The 15,539-nt window shown below is 69.2% G+C and carries 15 protein-coding genes; 10 read left to right on the top strand and 5 right to left on the bottom strand.

Going from position 1 to position 15,539, the window contains the following annotated elements:
• Nucleotides 1-405: 405 nt before the first annotated feature.
• The 3 genes from WMF19_RS31660 to WMF19_RS31650 all read right to left on the bottom strand — a co-directional run bounded on the left by WMF19_RS31660 (nt 406) and on the right by WMF19_RS31650 (nt 5,245).
• Entirely contained in the window at nt 406-1,203 is a 798-nt protein-coding gene (locus tag WMF19_RS31660; RefSeq protein ID WP_437893800.1) for a hypothetical protein, read from the bottom strand.
• Between the two features lie 634 nt (nt 1,204-1,837).
• Entirely contained in the window at nt 1,838-3,043 is a 1,206-nt protein-coding gene (locus tag WMF19_RS31655; RefSeq protein ID WP_437893799.1) for a glycoside hydrolase family 11 protein, read from the bottom strand.
• A gap of 834 nt (nt 3,044-3,877) precedes the next feature.
• Nucleotides 3,878-5,245 carry a sigma-54 interaction domain-containing protein gene (locus tag WMF19_RS31650; RefSeq protein ID WP_437893798.1) on the bottom strand — a complete coding sequence of 456 codons (1,368 nt, stop codon included), beginning with the start codon at nt 5,243-5,245 and terminating at the stop codon, nt 3,878-3,880.
• Nucleotides 5,246-5,428: 183 nt separating this feature from the next.
• On the opposite strand from WMF19_RS31650, the gene WMF19_RS31645 reads away from it, so the two are divergent.
• The 7 genes from WMF19_RS31645 (at nt 5,429) to WMF19_RS31615 (ending at nt 10,115) form a co-directional block, all read left to right on the top strand.
• Nucleotides 5,429-5,752 (top strand): 4Fe-4S dicluster domain-containing protein, encoded by a 324-nt coding sequence (locus WMF19_RS31645; protein ID WP_437893797.1) that lies wholly within the window; start codon nt 5,429-5,431, stop codon nt 5,750-5,752.
• Nucleotides 5,753-5,857: 105 nt separating this feature from the next.
• The gene (locus tag WMF19_RS31640) at nt 5,858-6,553 is read left to right on the top strand and encodes a hypothetical protein (RefSeq protein WP_437893796.1); all 696 of its coding nucleotides are present in this window, start codon (nt 5,858-5,860) and stop codon (nt 6,551-6,553) included.
• Nucleotides 6,550-7,092: a hypothetical protein gene (locus WMF19_RS31635; RefSeq protein ID WP_437893795.1), complete on the top strand. Its 543-nt coding sequence runs from the start codon at nt 6,550-6,552 to the stop codon at nt 7,090-7,092. Before WMF19_RS31640 ends, WMF19_RS31635 begins: the two co-directional genes overlap by 4 nt.
• Nucleotides 7,093-7,366: 274 nt before the next feature.
• The gene (locus tag WMF19_RS31630; RefSeq protein ID WP_437893794.1) at nt 7,367-7,660 is read left to right on the top strand and encodes a hypothetical protein; all 294 of its coding nucleotides are present in this window, start codon (nt 7,367-7,369) and stop codon (nt 7,658-7,660) included.
• Nucleotides 7,661-7,787: 127 nt separating this feature from the next.
• Nucleotides 7,788-8,339: a hypothetical protein gene (locus tag WMF19_RS31625; protein WP_437893793.1), complete on the top strand. Its 552-nt coding sequence runs from the start codon at nt 7,788-7,790 to the stop codon at nt 8,337-8,339.
• Nucleotides 8,336-9,367: an HTTM domain-containing protein gene (locus WMF19_RS31620; protein ID WP_437893792.1), complete on the top strand. Its 1,032-nt coding sequence runs from the start codon at nt 8,336-8,338 to the stop codon at nt 9,365-9,367. The genes WMF19_RS31625 and WMF19_RS31620 overlap by 4 nt, the downstream gene beginning before the upstream one ends.
• 70 nt (nt 9,368-9,437) lie before the next feature.
• Nucleotides 9,438-10,115, top strand: coding sequence for a hypothetical protein (locus WMF19_RS31615; protein WP_437893791.1), 678 nt, complete (start codon nt 9,438-9,440; stop codon nt 10,113-10,115).
• Between the two features lie 21 nt (nt 10,116-10,136).
• Here the strand turns inward: WMF19_RS31615 and WMF19_RS31610 are convergent, their stop codons facing one another.
• Nucleotides 10,137-10,619 carry a helix-turn-helix domain-containing protein gene (locus WMF19_RS31610; RefSeq protein WP_437893790.1) on the bottom strand — a complete coding sequence of 161 codons (483 nt, stop codon included), beginning with the start codon at nt 10,617-10,619 and terminating at the stop codon, nt 10,137-10,139.
• A gap of 249 nt (nt 10,620-10,868) precedes the next feature.
• On the opposite strand from WMF19_RS31610, the gene WMF19_RS31605 reads away from it, so the two are divergent.
• The 3 genes from WMF19_RS31605 to WMF19_RS31595 all read left to right on the top strand — a co-directional run bounded on the left by WMF19_RS31605 (nt 10,869) and on the right by WMF19_RS31595 (nt 13,490).
• Nucleotides 10,869-11,540, top strand: coding sequence for an FMN-binding negative transcriptional regulator (locus tag WMF19_RS31605; RefSeq protein ID WP_437893789.1), 672 nt, complete (start codon nt 10,869-10,871; stop codon nt 11,538-11,540).
• A 52-nt stretch (nt 11,541-11,592) separates the two neighbouring features.
• Nucleotides 11,593-11,898, top strand: coding sequence for a hypothetical protein (locus tag WMF19_RS31600; protein ID WP_437893788.1), 306 nt, complete (start codon nt 11,593-11,595; stop codon nt 11,896-11,898).
• 362 nt (nt 11,899-12,260) lie between these two features.
• Nucleotides 12,261-13,490, top strand: coding sequence for a flavin-dependent oxidoreductase (locus tag WMF19_RS31595; protein ID WP_437893787.1), 1,230 nt, complete (start codon nt 12,261-12,263; stop codon nt 13,488-13,490).
• Between the two features lie 166 nt (nt 13,491-13,656).
• Here WMF19_RS31595 and WMF19_RS31590 read toward each other — a convergent pair whose 3' ends face one another.
• Entirely contained in the window at nt 13,657-15,321 is a 1,665-nt protein-coding gene (locus WMF19_RS31590) for a glycoside hydrolase family 43 protein (RefSeq protein ID WP_437893786.1), read from the bottom strand.
• Nucleotides 15,322-15,539: the final 218 nt, after the last annotated feature.

Genomic DNA, 15,539 nt, shown 5'->3' with positions numbered 1-15,539 from the left:
CGCTGCCGCAGCGCGGCACGTCTGCCGGTGATCCTAAGAAGCTGCCGCTGCGCCGAGGCGCGACCAGCGCCCGACGCGGCTCACAGCTCTAGCAGAATTCGCCGCACCTCGGGAGGCGTTCTTCCGGGTCCAGATGGGCAGTAAATTTCTCAGCGGAGCGGCGAACGCGGATGGCGCGGCGCCTGGGCGGGCTAGACGGCCATTTGCGGCCTTGTCACGCCAGGAGAGGGCCAAGGTATGCCTATATGTGCCAGCAGGGATGGGAAGAGCGCATGGCCACGTGGCTGCGGAGAGGTCGTCCTCCGCGCTCGCCGCCTTGGCCGGCTCGCGTCTGCCGTCGCTGGATCGCTCCGCTTCTGCGAGGCGTTCTCACGAGAGCCGCGGCCCCGGAATGAGAGCGGTCCGTCACAGCGCGCGACAACCTGGATTGACGGAGTGCACATAGTCGTCGGCCTCGCCGATGATCTGAACGATGGCGCTCCCCATCGGGCATTTGACCCCGTAACCTGTGCTGTGCATGTTGCCGATGCCGGGGCCGACATTGACGCTATCGCTCATCTTCCACGCTTCGACCGTCTGGCACAGCAGCTCGACCCGGTAAACCTGGGTGTCGACCCAGATGTTGATCCCGACCAGGACCTGGTTCGCAGGGCAGATCACGCTGCCCGGCCCGCCGCCGTTGCCGCCGGCGGTCACGGTCTGGAAGGCGGTGCCCAGGGTGCCGTCGCCGGCGAGCGGCGCGCAGATCAGGCCGATTTGATCGATCGAGCCGCCGCTCCGGCCGTGGACGCCGACTGCCACGTTGCCGCTACCACAGGGGATGACGTAAGAGTTGTCGTCGCCCGTGCCGCCGGCGCCGCCCGTGCCGCCGGCGCCGCCCGTGCCGCCGGCGCCGCCCGTGCCGCCGGCGCCGCCCGTGCCGCCGGCGCCGCCCGTGTCGCCGGCGCCGCCCGTGCCGCCGGCGCCGCCCGTGCCGCCGGTGCCGCCCGTGCCACCGGCGCCGCCGCCGCCCGCGTCACCGCCGGCCGTACCACCGCCGCTGCCGCCAGCGCCGCCGCCCGTCGCGCCCGCGGTGCCCGAGAAATCGAGATCGTCGACCCCCGAGATCGCGTTGCATGCCGCGCTCCAGCAGACGACGGCGAGCGCCGCGGCCATGACCGTCGCGAGGGGCTTCGTCGTCCGGACTGCTGCGTGTTCTCTCATCAGAAGCTCCCGTGGCGGGTGATCTTGCCGGGCCCGAGGCTCGCCTGGAGGGCTGACGAAGCCGAGGGGCCGAGGTGCAGGGTGGGGTCAACCTGGGGGGGTCGGGTCGGCGGCATGAGGGCTCCCCGTTGGGGGATCGAGGTCTCGGTGCGGGCGATGGTCTGCTGTTCCGAGGCCTGGCTGACCCGGAGGGTGCGGTCGTCGTGCCGGGTGGTCAACGACGAGGGCAGCCAGGACGCCTGGCGTGACCATACCTGCGAGAATGGCCGGAAGGAACCCGAACCTCGCCCCGGAGGCCCTCGGGAAAGCGCGGCCGGCCAGCGGCAGGCCCTCGCGGGGAGGCAAACACCCGGGCGTGCGCGGGCGACGCCCCTCTCGCCGCCGATGGTTGGCGACGCCATGGCGGAGCTGCGACGCCGGAGCGGCGAAGGGGCTCCTGCGAGGTAGGCGAGCTGAGCGCGCCCGATGCATTGCGAGCGAGAGCGATCGGCGACGGCGGCCGCCAGCTGCTCGAGCTCGCGCCGCGTGTCTGCCAGATGGGTGGGGAGTCGTGCCTGGGGCTGAAGTCCGGGCACGTGGCGCGCGGGATGGACATCCCGCGCGCGTTCATCATGCGACGCTCAAGGCCGAGCGCTCACTTCATCGACACGTTCACGCTGGCGCTCCCGCTGCTCTGATAGCCCTCCACGACCATCGAGACCTCGTACAGGTTCCCCATCTTCATCCCCAGGCGATCCCACGCGTTGAAGTGGTTGGCGACGGTGATGGTTCCGCTCGTGCGCTTCTGCTGCCGGACGCTCCAGAACTGATAGAAGGTGGTCGAGTTGCCTTCGATCGACGGCTGGTTGACTCGCTGGGTCCGATAGATGTCATAGGTGCCTCCGTCGCTGGTGACGGTGCCCATGAATCCCTGGCCGCCCGGCGGACGCCAGGTGCCCCAGCTGTCGACGATGTAGTACTCCACGAGCGGGCTCTTCGTCCACCCGTAGACGGCCAGGTACGAGTTGCCGTTCGGCCGGTAGTCGGCCGAGTAGGTCACGATCTGGTTCTTCGACCCGGGCCTCAGACCCTTACGGCCCAGCAGGTTGTTGATGTTGCTCCATTCGACGTTGAAGCCGTTCGCCGTGTTGGTCTGGCATCCGCTCCCGGTGTCCTTCCAGTATTCGAAGGTGTAGCCGCAGTGGGTGCCCGTCTGATTACCGCAGACCTGCTGGTTGGGTGAATTGCACGTGCTGCCGCCGCCGGAGCCGCCGGAGCCGCCCGACCCGCCGGAGCCGCCCGCCCCGCCGCCGCCGCCGGCGCCTCCCGCGCCCGAGCTGCTGCTCGAGCTCGCGCTGCTGCTCGACGAGCTCGCGCTGCTGCTCGAGCTCGCGCTGCTGCTCGACGACGAGGACGCGCTCGAGCCGTCGATCGTGCCGCCGGAGCCGGTGACCGAGGCGATCGTGGGCCGCCCGCTGCCGTTCGCGCAGAACCCCCACTCCGTCGAGGAGCCCTTGGCGATCGCGCCGTTATGGCTCACGTTCGTGGCGGTGAACTGGCCGCCCGAATCCGTGGCGTTCACGTTCCACGAGTTGCTCCTCGTCGAGCCGTTGAGCCCGACGACGACGTTCCAGCCCGTGGTCGCCGGGCCGCGGGAGTTGTTCTTGACCGTCACGTTCGCGCAGTAGCCGCTTCCCCAGTCCGAGGTGACGGCGACGTTCGCCGACATCGAGCGGTCCGCGCTGTCCAGCGCGCCCTCCTGTGCCTCGATGTCCTCGTCCACGATGTTCTCGACGCTGCACGCCAGCAGGCCACACGCGATCGAAGCGGATAGATAGCCAAGTAAGGGAACGATGCGCATTTAAGATTTCTCCATGATCGGATCAGCGGAGTCACGGCCTCTGCTCGAAATGGATTAGTGAACCATCGAGGAAGACGCGAGCCCTCCGAGTCCTTGGTTAAAGTTCAAAATTCCCGGCCAGCGTGCTCGTGATCCGGTGATCACGGATGCGCCCGCGGGCCTGCGCCGACCACATGCCTGGCAATCACGATGTTGGTCGGACAGATGCTCACATGCGAACACCCCGTGTGACGGGGCCGGGCATCAACTCGGAAAAAGCAAGAACAACTCGAACGCGAAGCCGCAAGAAGCAAGTAGCCCCGGCAGTGTCACCCGGAGTCGACCTCTGTACGATCCTGCAACCGTCTGCGGCCCCCGGCCGAGTACGGTCCGGATCGTCAAAGGGGATTAGAATATTCATACAGACAGGAGGTGAAAGTCAAGACTCTTTTCTAAGTCGCGTCCGCTTTTCCCCGGCCCGCCCAGCTGCGTCCTTGGCCTGCTGCTGTTGGTTGTCTCGTAGAGCGCAAGATCCAGCCACGTTGCGCGCGTACGTCCGACGATAGAATCCAGATTCGTTCACTCTCCTCGAAAAGCGACGAACTCTCGAAGAAAACCGGTTTTGCGACGATCGGCGTCATCCGGTATTGCGGTGAAACTCCACGAGGAACAGGGCCTGACCGTCAGGGTCGAACTGATGCAGCAGCTCTGATACGACGATCCTGGGGCGCTCCGGATCCAGGGGAATCTCTCGACCGCCGGGCTCGTCGGTGCGATGGCGGAGCCGCCTGGAGGCCATGTGGATCACGCCCCCACACCGGGTAGGGTCGCGTGGTTTGACGGGCCTCTCGGTCGTCAGCCCTTCTCTCCGCCCTTCCGGATCCCGAGCTTCCGCATCTTGCTTTGCAGCGTCGTCGGCTTGAGCCCCAGCGCCGCCGCGGCCCCGTCCTCTCCGTAGATCTTCCCGCCCGCGGCCCGCAGCGCCTCCTCGATGCAGCGCTGAGCGGCCTCTCGGTACGTCGTCACGCGCCCTGTCGCGCCGGGCGCAGCGGAGAGCGGCGCTGACAAGATGAGCTCGTCTCCTGTCGACATCACCATCGACCGCTCGATCACGTTCTCCAGCTCCCGCACGTTGCCCAGCCAGCCGTGCGCCCGCAGCCGCGCCATCGACTCCGCGCTCACCCGCGGCGGCGTCCGGCCGAAGGTCGCCGCCACCTTCTCGACGATGACGCGCGTGAGCGGCTCCAGGTCCTCTGGCCGCTCCCGCAGCGGGGGGACGATGATCGGGAATACCTGCAGCCGATAATAGAGGTCGTCGCGGAACGCTCCGCTCGCCACCATGGCCTCGAGCGGCCGGTGCGTCGCGGCGATCACCCGCACCGAGACGCGCACCGCGCCGTCGCCGCCGACGCGCTCGATCTCGCCCTCCTGGAGCACGCGCAGGAGCTTCGCCTGCGCCGCCCTGGGCAGCTCGCCGACCTCGTCGAGCAGCAGCGTCCCGCCGCTCGCGCGCTCGAACAGCCCGAGGTGCCGCGCCGCAGCGCCCGTGAACGCGCCGCGCTCGTGGCCGAACAGGGCGCTCTCGACGAGCCCCTCGGGCAGCGCTCCGCAGTTGACCGCGAGGAACGGCCGCTCTGCGCGGCGCGAGAGCGCGTGGATGCGGCGCGCGATCACCTCCTTGCCCGTGCCCGTCTCGCCGCGCACAAGCACGGTCGTGTCCTGCCGCGCGACGAGCGGCACCATCTGCTGGAAGATCGCCCGCATCGCCGGGCCCACCGCGACCACCTCCCTCGGCAGCGCGACGCGATCGAGCTCCTCCTTCAGCGTCCGCTTCTCCCCCTGCGCGCGGCGCGCGATGGCCGCGACGCGCCCGAGGACCTGCACCTGCCGCAGCGCCACGGCGAGCAGGCGACCGATCGCCTCGAGCAGGGCGGGCGAGACGTCGAGCGCCGCGCCGTCGCCGAGCGCCATCGTGGCGCAGCCGACGGCGCCCTCCGCGTCGCGGAGCGCGAAGACGGCCATCGTCTCGCCGCCCGCGCCGCGCCGGACCTCCGGCGCGCCTGGCGCGGCCGCGCCGCGGCGCAGATCGAGCCTCCGCAGCGGGAGATGGCGCGAGAGCGCGGCGCTCACCGCAGGGACGAGCGTCGCCTCGGTGTGCGCGCGGGCCGAGGCCTCGCCGAGGTCGGCGAGCAGGAGGAGGGCGTGATCGGCGGAGGCGGTCATCGTGCGCGGAGCGAGGCCGACGAAATGGCGTCGTGCGGCACCGTAGGAGCGTTGCCTGGACCGCACAAGGCCGGCGAAAGCCCGGGAAAAGCCGCTCGGGCCGCGGGCACGCTCCCTGCTCTCTGCCGAAGGAGGGAGGGAGAGGAGAGCGCGCGGAGGACCGCGCCGCGGAAAGGAACCCTCATGGCCTACGTCATCGCCGAGCCCTGCGTCGCCACGTGTGACACCGCCTGTGTCCCCGTCTGCCCCGTGGACTGCATCCACGGCCCGCTCGCGGCAGACGAGATCTCGCGCATCCCCGAGGCAGAGCGGAAGACACGCCTCGCCGGCCTCCAGCTCTACATCGATCCCGAGTCGTGCATCTGCTGCGGCGCCTGCGAGAACGAGTGCCCGGTGGGCGCCATCTTCGATGAGGACGAGCTGCCGGCCGAGTGGCAGCGTTACCGGGAGATCAACGCCCGCTTCTTCGACGACCGCGCGACGGAGCGCGCTGCGGAGAGGACCTGAGCGCGGCTCGGGAGCGGCCGATATCGGCGAGCGACACGAGGAGAGGCGGAGGTGGCTGCGGGGCATTGACAGCCCGGAGTCGCCGCGATGTCATGATTCTCTCACGTGCTCCGCCCACCGGTCAGCTTCCAGGCGCGCGCGATGTGCATCGGGCTCTGCTGTGCGGCGCTCGCGTGCATGGCGCCGCCCGGCCCGAAGGGCGTGCTCCCCTTCCTCGCGTCTCCGGCGGGGCTGGGCGTCGCCGCGTTGGCCCTCATGGCGCTGGGGACGTCGATCGAGGAGCTCGGCAGGATCCGGCGCATCCGCGCCGGCGTGGGCCTCTGCATCGTGGCCGCCGCGCTCATCGCGGCCGGCGCGCTGTGGGGCGCTGCGCTGCCCGCGCTCAAGCCGTCGCTCGCCTGGTTCGCCTGGCTTCTTTATGGCGCCGGCGCGACCGGCGTCGCCCTCGCGCTCCGGCGTGACATCGCCGTCTTCCGCGATCCGCGTCACGGTCAATCCGTCCGCCTGGAGTCGATCTCGGCCGACGCCGTTCGTCTCACCGCCAACGGCGCTCCGGTCACCATCCCTGCCGCTCAGATCCGCAGCGTGAGCCTCGGCGCCGGCCTCGAAGGGCGGGGCGTCTTCGTCCTCGTCGGCAGCCGGGACAAGGTGATCGGCGACGCGCGCGCGCTCCCCTGGGTCGCCGCCCACCGGGACGGCGACACCTTCCTCTTGACCGAGCACCAGGCGGCGATCGACGCAGAGGTCCTGGCCCTGCGGCTGCACGAGGCGGCTGCCGCCAGCGGAGGGGATTATCGATGAAGGCGAGCGAACACGCGGCGGACGAAGCTCTCGAGATCCCGCTCCGCCGTCCCTACCCGGAGCTCCTCCTGGGCGCCCTCTTCTTTGCGGTCTGCGCGGCGGTCCTGGCCCACCGGGCCCAGACGAACGATCGCGGCCTGATCCTGAACGGGATCATCCATTTCGAGCCCGGAGGCGCCGGCGTCTTCTACGGGGTGCTGGCGATCCTGTCAGGGGCCTTCTGCGCGCTCGGCGTCGCCGGCGCTGCGCGGTTTGCGGCGCTCAAACAGTTCCGGATCGTCCTTGGCCCCCGATCGATCACCTTGCCGTCGATGCATCCGCTCCGTGGCGCGCGGGAGGTCACCGTGCCGCTCGATCGCGTCGAGTCGGTGGAGCTGCAGCCCCCGGCCAAACCGATCACGCTGGTGATCCGCGAGGACGATCGCGCCCACAGCATCCCGCAGCGCTGGCTCGCCAAGGACTGGCCGGCCGAGGAGGTCGCCGCCGCGATCATCGCGCGGGTGCGGGGGGCACACGCCGGGGAGCGCGACGGCGGGTAGCGCCCCGCGGCGGTGGGATCGTGGCGGCCATGAGGCGGTAGCGCTGCTGCCGCACGAGCACGAGAAGGAGGAACTCCTCGTGCCTGCCGAGCGCATGAGGCGCCTCGTTCCCTTCACAGGGGGCCAGGAGTCGCTGGCACTCTCGCCGGGTCCAAAGCCCCTCCTTGGACGGCGCCGGGCCGTCCCTGGCCGTGCGCTTGCCTCTCGGGGCGTCGGGCGCACCATCACCCGGCACGTAAGTCAGCGTGCCCGGATAGAAGGACAGGAATCGAACATGAAACAGTCGAGATTGAACGGCGCTCTGGTGGCGACCGCGGTCGTTGTTGTCGCTCCGCTCGCTCGTGCGGCCAGCACGATACCGATTCAGGACCTCGCGCTCGTCGAGGAGACGAGCGCATCGGGCTCGGCGGACGCGAGCGCCAGCGATCGTCACGGCATCCACGGGCCGCACGGCCATCACGGCCACCACGGCCATCACGGCTACCGCGGCCATCGGGGGGTCGGGGCCGACGTTTCGCGGGCAGGGCTCCCGGCTCCGGTCGTGAGCCTGACGGCTGGTCAGCGCTGATCCCTGACGGTTCATGGCGCCGCTTGCAGGTCGAGTCGACGCTCGGCCCCCAGCGCCGCCTTGCCGGCAACGCGGGTCGCCCGGTCGGGAGAGGTGCCGGCGTCGCGGCACCCTGGAGGTGAGTCGCATGAACGGAACAGCCATGGGCCGAAGGCGGGCCATCCTTCTGCTCGCCGCAGCGGCGGCGCACCTCGCGGTGGTCTGCCTGGGCGCTCTGCACGTCAGCGTCGGAGACGGGGGCTGGGCGCGCCGGGCGGTGCAGGTTTATGGCCTGCTCTCCGGAGCGGACAGCGGGTACTCGTTCTTCGCTCCAGGGGTCGGAACGACGCTCTCCGCGAGCTTTCAGGTGAACGGCGCGAACGGGAGCAAAGCCACCGATGCCCTGGAGACGGGGGTGAGCCGTGAAGCGGACATCCGGGTCAGGAACATCATCGGGATGTTCTCGCTGGAGGACGATCCGATGGTGAGGCGCTCGCTCGTGGCTTCCTGGGCCGGCAAGGTGCTCGCCAGGCACCCAGACGCCGACAGCGTCGTCGTACGACTCGACACGTTCGAGCTCCCCACGATGGCGGAGTACCGCGACGGCAAGCCCACGGGATGGAAGCTGAATTATCGAGCGAAATTCGTGCATCGCGCGAAGCTCGTGCGCGCGCAGCAGAGCGGCGGGAGCGCGCCGTGAACGCGCGGTCGACGGCCGCTCCCCGGGCCGCGATCGAGCGTGGGATCGCGCGAGCGTGCGCGGCCGTCGAGCGCTTCGCCTTCGCTCCTGCGTCGGCGGCGCCGCTCGCCGTCCTCCGGATCGGGCTCGCCGCGGTTCTTCTCATCCAGGCGGCGATGGTCGCTCCTGCGCTCTTCGAGCTTTATGGGCGATCGGGCATCCTCCAGACACCATTCCTCGACGCGCTCGGGAGGCCAGGGTCTGTCCGGCTCAGCTGGCTGATAGACCGCCTCGCCACGCTCGGAATCGGAGAGTCGCCCATCATCGCCGCCGTGGGCGCCCTTTACGTGCTCGCGCTCGGCGCGCTGCTCGCGGGATGGTACACGAGGGTGGCCGCGGCAGGCGCCTGGTTCGCCCACCTGATGCTGATGATGACGGCGGACAGCACGAATTACGGCGTGGACCAGTTCGCCAACATCTTCCTGTTCTATCTTATGTGGATGCCGGCGGGAGCGGCGCTCTCGCTCGATCGACGGCTCGGCCGCGCGCCCGCCGGGCCCACGAGCATGGCGCGGCTCTCCCTGCGCGTGGTGCAGATACACCTCTGCATCGTCTACCTCGCGAGCGGGCTGGGAAAGGCGCTCGGTGAGCAGTGGTGGAACGGCGATGCCATCTGGCGGACGCTCAACATGCCCGAGTATCGCCAGCGTGACTTCACCTGGCTTGCCCGCTATCCATGGCTCGCCGTGGGCGCGGGCTGGATGGTGCTGCTCATCGAATGCGGCTACCCCGTCATGATCTGGCCGCGGCGCACCCGGCGGCTCTGGGTGGCGGCCACCGTGGCGCTCCACGTCGGCATCGCGGCCTTCATGGGGCTCGGCGTCTTCGGAGCCATCATGACCGTGCTGACCATCTCTGCGTTCGCGGTGCGGGCAGATGAAGGGTCGGCAGGCAGCAGCTCGACTGGAGCATCGCGGACAGCGCCGTGCGCGTGGGCCCACCGGGCGGCGGCGCCGGGGGGCGCAAGCGGGCAGCGCGCCGGCGGGTAGCGCCCCGCAGGTCGTGGGATCTCGGCGGCGATGCGGTAGTAGGATGGCGCCCGATCAGGAGGAGAGATCCATGAAGACCGCGGCCGCGCTGGTGAAGGACATTCACGAAGAGCTCCGGAACATCGACGATCAGCTGAGGGTCCACCCTTATCCGGACGCCATCGAACGGGGAGAGGTCACGGCCCTTGGATTGAGGGCCTTCCCGGGCCACCAGCACCACGTGGTGCTCAGCGACCTGCGCTCGATGGCGATGATGCTCCAGCGCTTCGGGGACACGCCCTGGCGCGATTTCTGGACCGGCGTCCTCCAGGGCGAGCTCGTGGCGCCGGACGGGATCGCCGCCATGGGCCGGAAGCTCGGCATGACGAAGGACGACCTGGATCGGTACGAGGTCACCGCGGAGGGGTTCGCGTACGCGGTCCAGATGGCCTGGGCGGCGGCCAACGCCTCGGCGGCAGAGATCGCGTGCGCCCTGCTCATCAACTTCCCGGCGTGGGGGTTCAACTGTGGCAGGATGGGGAAGGCGCTCCGCGACCGGTACGGCTTCGGCCCCGAGCACACCGCCTTCCTGGACGCGTTCGCGGCGCTGCCGTCGTTCGAGGACACCGCGGTCGCCATCGTGCAGGACGGGCTCGACCGCGGCGTGGAGCCCCGCGCGATCCGCCGCACGACCAGGCTATTTCAGGCGTATGAGAAGATGTTCTGGGACGCGATGATGGCGCTGGGAGCGCAGAAGGCGAGCGGCTAGCGACGGCCCGCCGAGCAGACGCTATCGGGTTTGCCGCCCTTCCTCGCGTTCACACCCGTACTTCTCGCGGATCTCCACCGCCATCCGGTGCACCACCGCGCCGGCGTCCGCGCGCACGTGCAGTTCCAGCCCCGGCATCAGCTCCACGCGGCGCCACGCCCGGCCGAGCTCCGCGGCGTCCGCGCGCTCCCCCGCGCCGGGCGCCGCGCTCTCGGCCAGCTCGGGCGGCAGCACCTCCTTCGCCAGCTCCTCGAGCGGGATCTCGGCGAGCTTCCGCTTGATCTCCGGGAGCAGCAGGTTGTGCTCGCGCAGCTTCTTGATGGCGAGCGCCCGCACGAGGTGCTCGCGGCCGTACGTCGTGCGGCGGCCGTGGAACGCGGGCTTGTCCATCAGACCCTCCGCGAACCAGTGCTTGATCGTGCCGGTGCTGACACCGGCAGCGCGCGCCAGCTCGACGGCGCTGTAGCCGCGCGGGGCGACAGGGGGCGCAGGGACCAGGGGCATCGAGACATCCTAGCCAAAGAACCAGACAAAAGTCGACAGAATCTAGACAATAGATTCTGATTTCTAGGTGGGTGGAGACTCCAACGAGAGATTTAGCTCTGGAATCTGGCTAATAACGGGCATGAATCAAAGAATCTTGTCAGAGAACTAGAATAATGCACCCTGAATCCAGAAAAACGGCTCAAAAATCGAGCCAATCGAGTCGCCCGATCGTGCTGGTCGGGTCGCCAAGGGCTGCCGGCGCGCGCCGTGGTACACCCTGCGGTCATGACGACGGGCGCGCCGCGATCCATCTACCTTCCCCGGGTCTACGAGGCACCCGACCTCGCCGACCTCCACGATCTCATCGACGCGAACCCGTTCGGCATGCTCATCGCGCCCGGGGAGGACGGCGCGCCCATGATTGCGCACGTGCCTTTCCTCCTCGATCGCGACAGCGGCCCTCATGGCACCTTGCTCGCGCACGTCGCGCGGGCCAACCCGATCCGGCGCGCGCTCGACGGGAGCACGCCGGTCCTGGCCGTCTTTCGCGGGCCGCACGGGTACATCTCGCCCGGGTGGTACGCCTCGCGCGACGACGTGCCGACCTGGAACTACGCCGTCGTCCACGCGCACGGCGCGCCGCGGGCCATCGAGGACCACGACGCGCTCCTCGCGCTGCTCGCGCGCCTCTCCGACGTGAACGAGCGCGGGCGGCCCGAGCCCTGGAGCGTCGCGGAGCTCTCGCCGGAGAAGCGAGCCGCGCTGCTCCCCGCGATCGTCGGCCTCTCCATCGAGATCACGCGGATCGAGGGCAAGCTCAAGCTCTCGCAGAACCGCCGCCCCGAGGACCGCGACGGCGCCATCGCCGGGCTGCGCGCGCAGGGCACGCCCGACGACCTCGCGCTCGCGCAGGCGATGGAGCGCGCCCGCCCTCGCTGAGCCGTCAGCCTTCGCGCTCGCGACCTCCACGATCCGCGCGACCGAACAGGAAATGACGAAGCAGTACGTCAATGCAGTAATCCAAGGGGACTTTCAGAATGCCCAGCGCATCTTCGAGGGGCTCCCAAAGAAGGCGCGCCTGCGCTCGTTTGATCCCGGACAGATCCTGGTCGAGCACAGGGCCGCCCATCACGATCGTGTACTTACCTGGCTGGGAGTCGAGGGAATGAAAGGCGCTTGGCGTGCTGCAGTGAACGGGAGGTGGGTCCTCTACGGTTTCGACGATACTATCGTCTTGAGCCCGTTGATGTCAGCTGATGAACAGCAGGCTTTGGCGCGCCACGGGTTTGTGGATTGACCGGGCCAGGAACGACTTCTCGTGTGGGCGCCAGCAAACAGCAACCTTGAAATTTACAAAGCGCTTGGACTTGCCCCCCGCCGATCGTCCGCTCCACGATCTCATCTCCGAGTACTTCGCCGACGACGCGTGGCGGCCGAGCTGTCCCAGAGAAGGGCATCGAGCACGGTGACGGATGCCAGGTACGTGCTGTCCTCGAGCGACGGCGAGGTCATCGTGAAAGGAGCCGTGGACCGCTCGGCGCGCTTGTTTCAATGCTCGGAGGCCGCGATGATGACGCTCCGCGGCCGCCGTGCCGGCGATCGAGAGGGCGGCGGCTTCAACACGGGGCGGCGTCGAGCCGCATGTCTACGGGAGGACCTATGCAAGTGATCGTCGCGGGCGCCGGGATCGGCGGCCTGGCCGCGGCTCTGGCGCTGCACGCGTCGGGTCATGAGGTGACGGTGTTCGAGGCGGCGCCCACCGTCCTGCCGCTCGGGGTCGGCATCAACCTGCTGCCCCACGCCCTCGAGGTGCTGGGCGAGCTGGGTCTCTTCGAGGCCCTGTTGGCCCAGGGAGTGGCGACCCGCGAGCTTATCTATTTCAACCGCTTCGGCCAGCGCATCTGGGGCGAGCCGCGCGGCCGCTTCGCGGGTCATGCCACGCCGCAGCTGTCCCTCCACCGCGGCGCCCTCCAAAGTGTGCTGTTCGACGCCGCCGTCGAGCGGCTGGGCACCGATCGGGTGCTCTGCGATCGGCGTTTCTCGGGCCACGACGAGGGCGAGGGCCGCATCGTGGCGCGCTTCCACGATCGCGCGGGCGCGGCGTGGAAGGTTTCCGCCGACCTCCTGATCTGCGCCGACGGCATCCACTCGGCGGCGCGCGCCGGCCTCTATCCGGACGAGGGGCCGCCGATCTACGGCGGTCGCATGCTCTGGCGGGCGACCACCCTGGCGGCGCCCTTCCTCACCGGCGCCAGCATGATCATTGCCGGGCATCAGGACCAGAAGTTCGTCGCCTATCCGATTTCCCCACCGGGGCCGGACGGCCGCCAGACGATCAACTGGGCCGCCGATCTCGCGGTCGCCAGGAGCCTGCGACGGGAGGACTGGAACCGGCTGGGCGACCCCGCCGACTTCCTGCCCAGGTTCGAGGCCTGGCGCTTCGGCTGGCTGGATGTGCCCGACCTGATCCGGGGCGCCGAGGCGATCTACGAGTTTCCGCTTGTCGACCGCGATCCCCTGCCGCGCTGGAGCCATGGGCGCATGACGTTGCTGGGCGACGCCGCCCATCCCATGTATCCGAACGGCTCGAACGGGGCGAGCCAGGCCATCCTGGACGCCCGCGCGCTGGTCCGCGCGCTCGCCGCCCATGCGGATCCGGTGGAAGCGCTGGCCGCTTACGAGGCCGAGCGCCTGCCCGCCACCGCCGCCATCGTCGCGGCCAATCGCCGCAACGGTCCGGAGCAGTGCTTGCAGATCGCTTATGAGCGCGCGCCAGACGGCTTCGACCGAATCGAGGACGTCTTCGCCCCCGGCGAGCTGGAGGCCATCGCCGCCCGCTACAGGGCGCTGACCGGCCTGAAGCGCGCCTCGGAGCCCCTCGTGCGCTGACGAGAGCCCCCGGCGCGCTCGCGGATCCAGGTGTTTGCGGGATTGCGCCGGGACCTCGCCGCTGCTGCCGCTCAGGCGCAGTCCCGCAAACGCCTGTTCGATTTCGCCAACCTGGCCAGCGATGCCGGCCGCCGTTCGCAGCGATCAGCGACCGGATCGCGAGCGCCTACCGGCGCCGACGCCCGAGAACGAGCGCAGAAGCGACCAGCCAGAGGGCGACGGCGCTTCCGCCGTTCCCGGTGCTCGCGCCCGTCCGGCAAGCGCACGAGCCGTCTGAGTCGTCGCCGTCCGCGTCGTTCCCACCGGAGGATCCGGCGCTGCCGCTGCTGCCCGAGCCAGCGGTGCCGGTCGTTCCGCTGGTGCTTCCGGTGACCGAGCCGCCGCTGCCCGAGGTCGTGCCCCCGGCGACGGCGCTGCCGCCGGTGCCCGGCGTCGCGCCCCCGGCGCCGTCGCTGCCACCGCTGCCGCCCGCTCCCGGGTCCGAGCCGCCTCCGCCGCCTCCGCCGCCTCCGTCGCCCCCGTCACCCGGCATGGTGGGTCCGGTAAACCGCCACCAGTTGAACTTGAAGAGGTCGCCGCCGCCACCGACGAACTTCAGGAACAAGTCGTGTTTCCCGCTGCCCCCGCTGACCGCACAGGTCTTGGTGGTCCAGGACGTCGCGCCCGAGACGTCACACGTCCCGAGCAGCGTGCCGTTCTGACTGTCGAGGTGAAGCTCGATCTTCGCGTTGCCGGCTGCGGACGACACCCGAGCCTCGAAGGAGGTCACGCCGTCCAGGAAATCGACGTCCTTCACCTTGATGTAGTCGCCATTGCTGATGGACGTGACGTTCATGCCGCCGCCGGTGTCGGTGCACACCTCGGTCTTGAGCCCTGACGAGAAGGCGATGGTCTCGGCCTCGACTTGCTTGAACGGATCCAGCGTGGCGATGGCGGGCGGTCCATTCGTGGACATCGTGAGCTTCGGGATGCTGCCGTCGGCGCCGTACTTGAACTCCTCCACGCACACCGAGCGCTTGAAGTCACCGCCGCCCGGCAATGCGCTGTTGTGATAGAAAAAGTACGAGTGCCCCTTGTAGTCGACGACGCCGGGGTGATTGGTGAAGGTGCGGCCAGCGTCCATGACGTCGCCGCGGATGTTCCAGGGCCCGGTCGGACTGTTGCTGGTCGCGTAGCTGATCTTCTCGCTCCCGGCGATGGCGGCGTAGACCATGTAGTACAGCGACCCTCGCTTGTAGAACCACGGCCCCTCGGTGAAGCCATTCAACGCCACGTTGGTGATGTTTCCCGAGGTGGTGATCATGTCCGAGTTCAGCTTCACGTACCGGAGGGTGCCATTCCCCCAGTACATGTAGGCCTGGCCATCGTCGTCGACGAACACCGTCGGGTCGATGTTGCCGGATCCCTGCTGGGCCAGCGCCTTTCCCAGCGGGTCCATGAACGGGCCTGCCACATTGTCCGATACGCCCACGCCGATCTTCGCGCCGGTGGCGTTGTTCAGCGGTACGTACAGATAGTACTTGCCGTTCCTGGCGATACCCTGCGGCGCCCACGCGTCGCCGGTTCCCCAGCTGAAGGTCTTGTAGCCCGCGGGCGTGCCGTGGTCGGTCCAGTTGACCATGTCCGTGGTAGAGTACAAGTGCCAGTCGTTCATGGTGTAGAAGTTGTTCACCGACACGTCTTCGTCGTGTGACGTGTAGAGGTACAACCTGCCTTCGTGCACCATGGGAGCGGGGTCGGCCGTGTAGGAGGTCTGCACGATCGGGTTGTCCGCCCGAGCGGGGGACGGAATCGCGGCGGCGGTGGCCAGCGCCATCGCCGACAGGGTCATTCTTCTTGCTCGGTACCACGTTGTGTTAAGGCGCACGTTGAATCCTCTCGCGAGCGGAATTACCGGCGCCCCGCACCCCTGGTGCTGACTCGACGGAGGCGCCCATCAGATGGGGGGATGGCCCGCGCAAAGGCACGCAGGACGACCCACCCATGGCAAAGAACAAGTATTCCCTTTCGAAATGTGAACGATCACATTTCTGGTGTCAAACCCAATCG

Origin of the sequence: Sorangium sp. So ce124, assembly GCF_051525235.1 — a bacterium.
In the GTDB taxonomy this organism is placed as follows: domain Bacteria; phylum Myxococcota_A; class Polyangia; order Polyangiales; family Polyangiaceae; genus Sorangium; species Sorangium atrum.
This window is presented reverse-complemented; position numbering and strand designations above follow the sequence as displayed.

What these genes read in the sequence shown, in the direction of transcription:
- WMF19_RS31625 (WP_437893793.1), top strand. Translation starts at nt 7,788, where the DNA reads ATGAACGGAACAGCCATGGGCCGAAGGCGGGCCATCCTTCTGCTCGCC.
- WMF19_RS31660 (WP_437893800.1), bottom strand. Translation starts at nt 1,203, where the DNA reads ATGAGAGAACACGCAGCAGTCCGGACGACGAAGCCCCTCGCGACGGTC.
- WMF19_RS31600 (WP_437893788.1), top strand. Translation starts at nt 11,593, where the DNA reads ATGACGAAGCAGTACGTCAATGCAGTAATCCAAGGGGACTTTCAGAAT.
- WMF19_RS31645 (WP_437893797.1), top strand. Translation starts at nt 5,429, where the DNA reads ATGGCCTACGTCATCGCCGAGCCCTGCGTCGCCACGTGTGACACCGCC.
- WMF19_RS31635 (WP_437893795.1), top strand. Translation starts at nt 6,550, where the DNA reads ATGAAGGCGAGCGAACACGCGGCGGACGAAGCTCTCGAGATCCCGCTC.
- WMF19_RS31650 (WP_437893798.1), bottom strand. Translation starts at nt 5,245, where the DNA reads ATGACCGCCTCCGCCGATCACGCCCTCCTCCTGCTCGCCGACCTCGGC.
- WMF19_RS31610 (WP_437893790.1), bottom strand. Translation starts at nt 10,619, where the DNA reads ATGCCCCTGGTCCCTGCGCCCCCTGTCGCCCCGCGCGGCTACAGCGCC.
- WMF19_RS31630 (WP_437893794.1), top strand. Translation starts at nt 7,367, where the DNA reads ATGAAACAGTCGAGATTGAACGGCGCTCTGGTGGCGACCGCGGTCGTT.
- WMF19_RS31590 (WP_437893786.1), bottom strand. Translation starts at nt 15,321, where the DNA reads ATGACCCTGTCGGCGATGGCGCTGGCCACCGCCGCCGCGATTCCGTCC.
- WMF19_RS31595 (WP_437893787.1), top strand. Translation starts at nt 12,261, where the DNA reads ATGCAAGTGATCGTCGCGGGCGCCGGGATCGGCGGCCTGGCCGCGGCT.
- WMF19_RS31615 (WP_437893791.1), top strand. Translation starts at nt 9,438, where the DNA reads ATGAAGACCGCGGCCGCGCTGGTGAAGGACATTCACGAAGAGCTCCGG.
- WMF19_RS31655 (WP_437893799.1), bottom strand. Translation starts at nt 3,043, where the DNA reads ATGCGCATCGTTCCCTTACTTGGCTATCTATCCGCTTCGATCGCGTGT.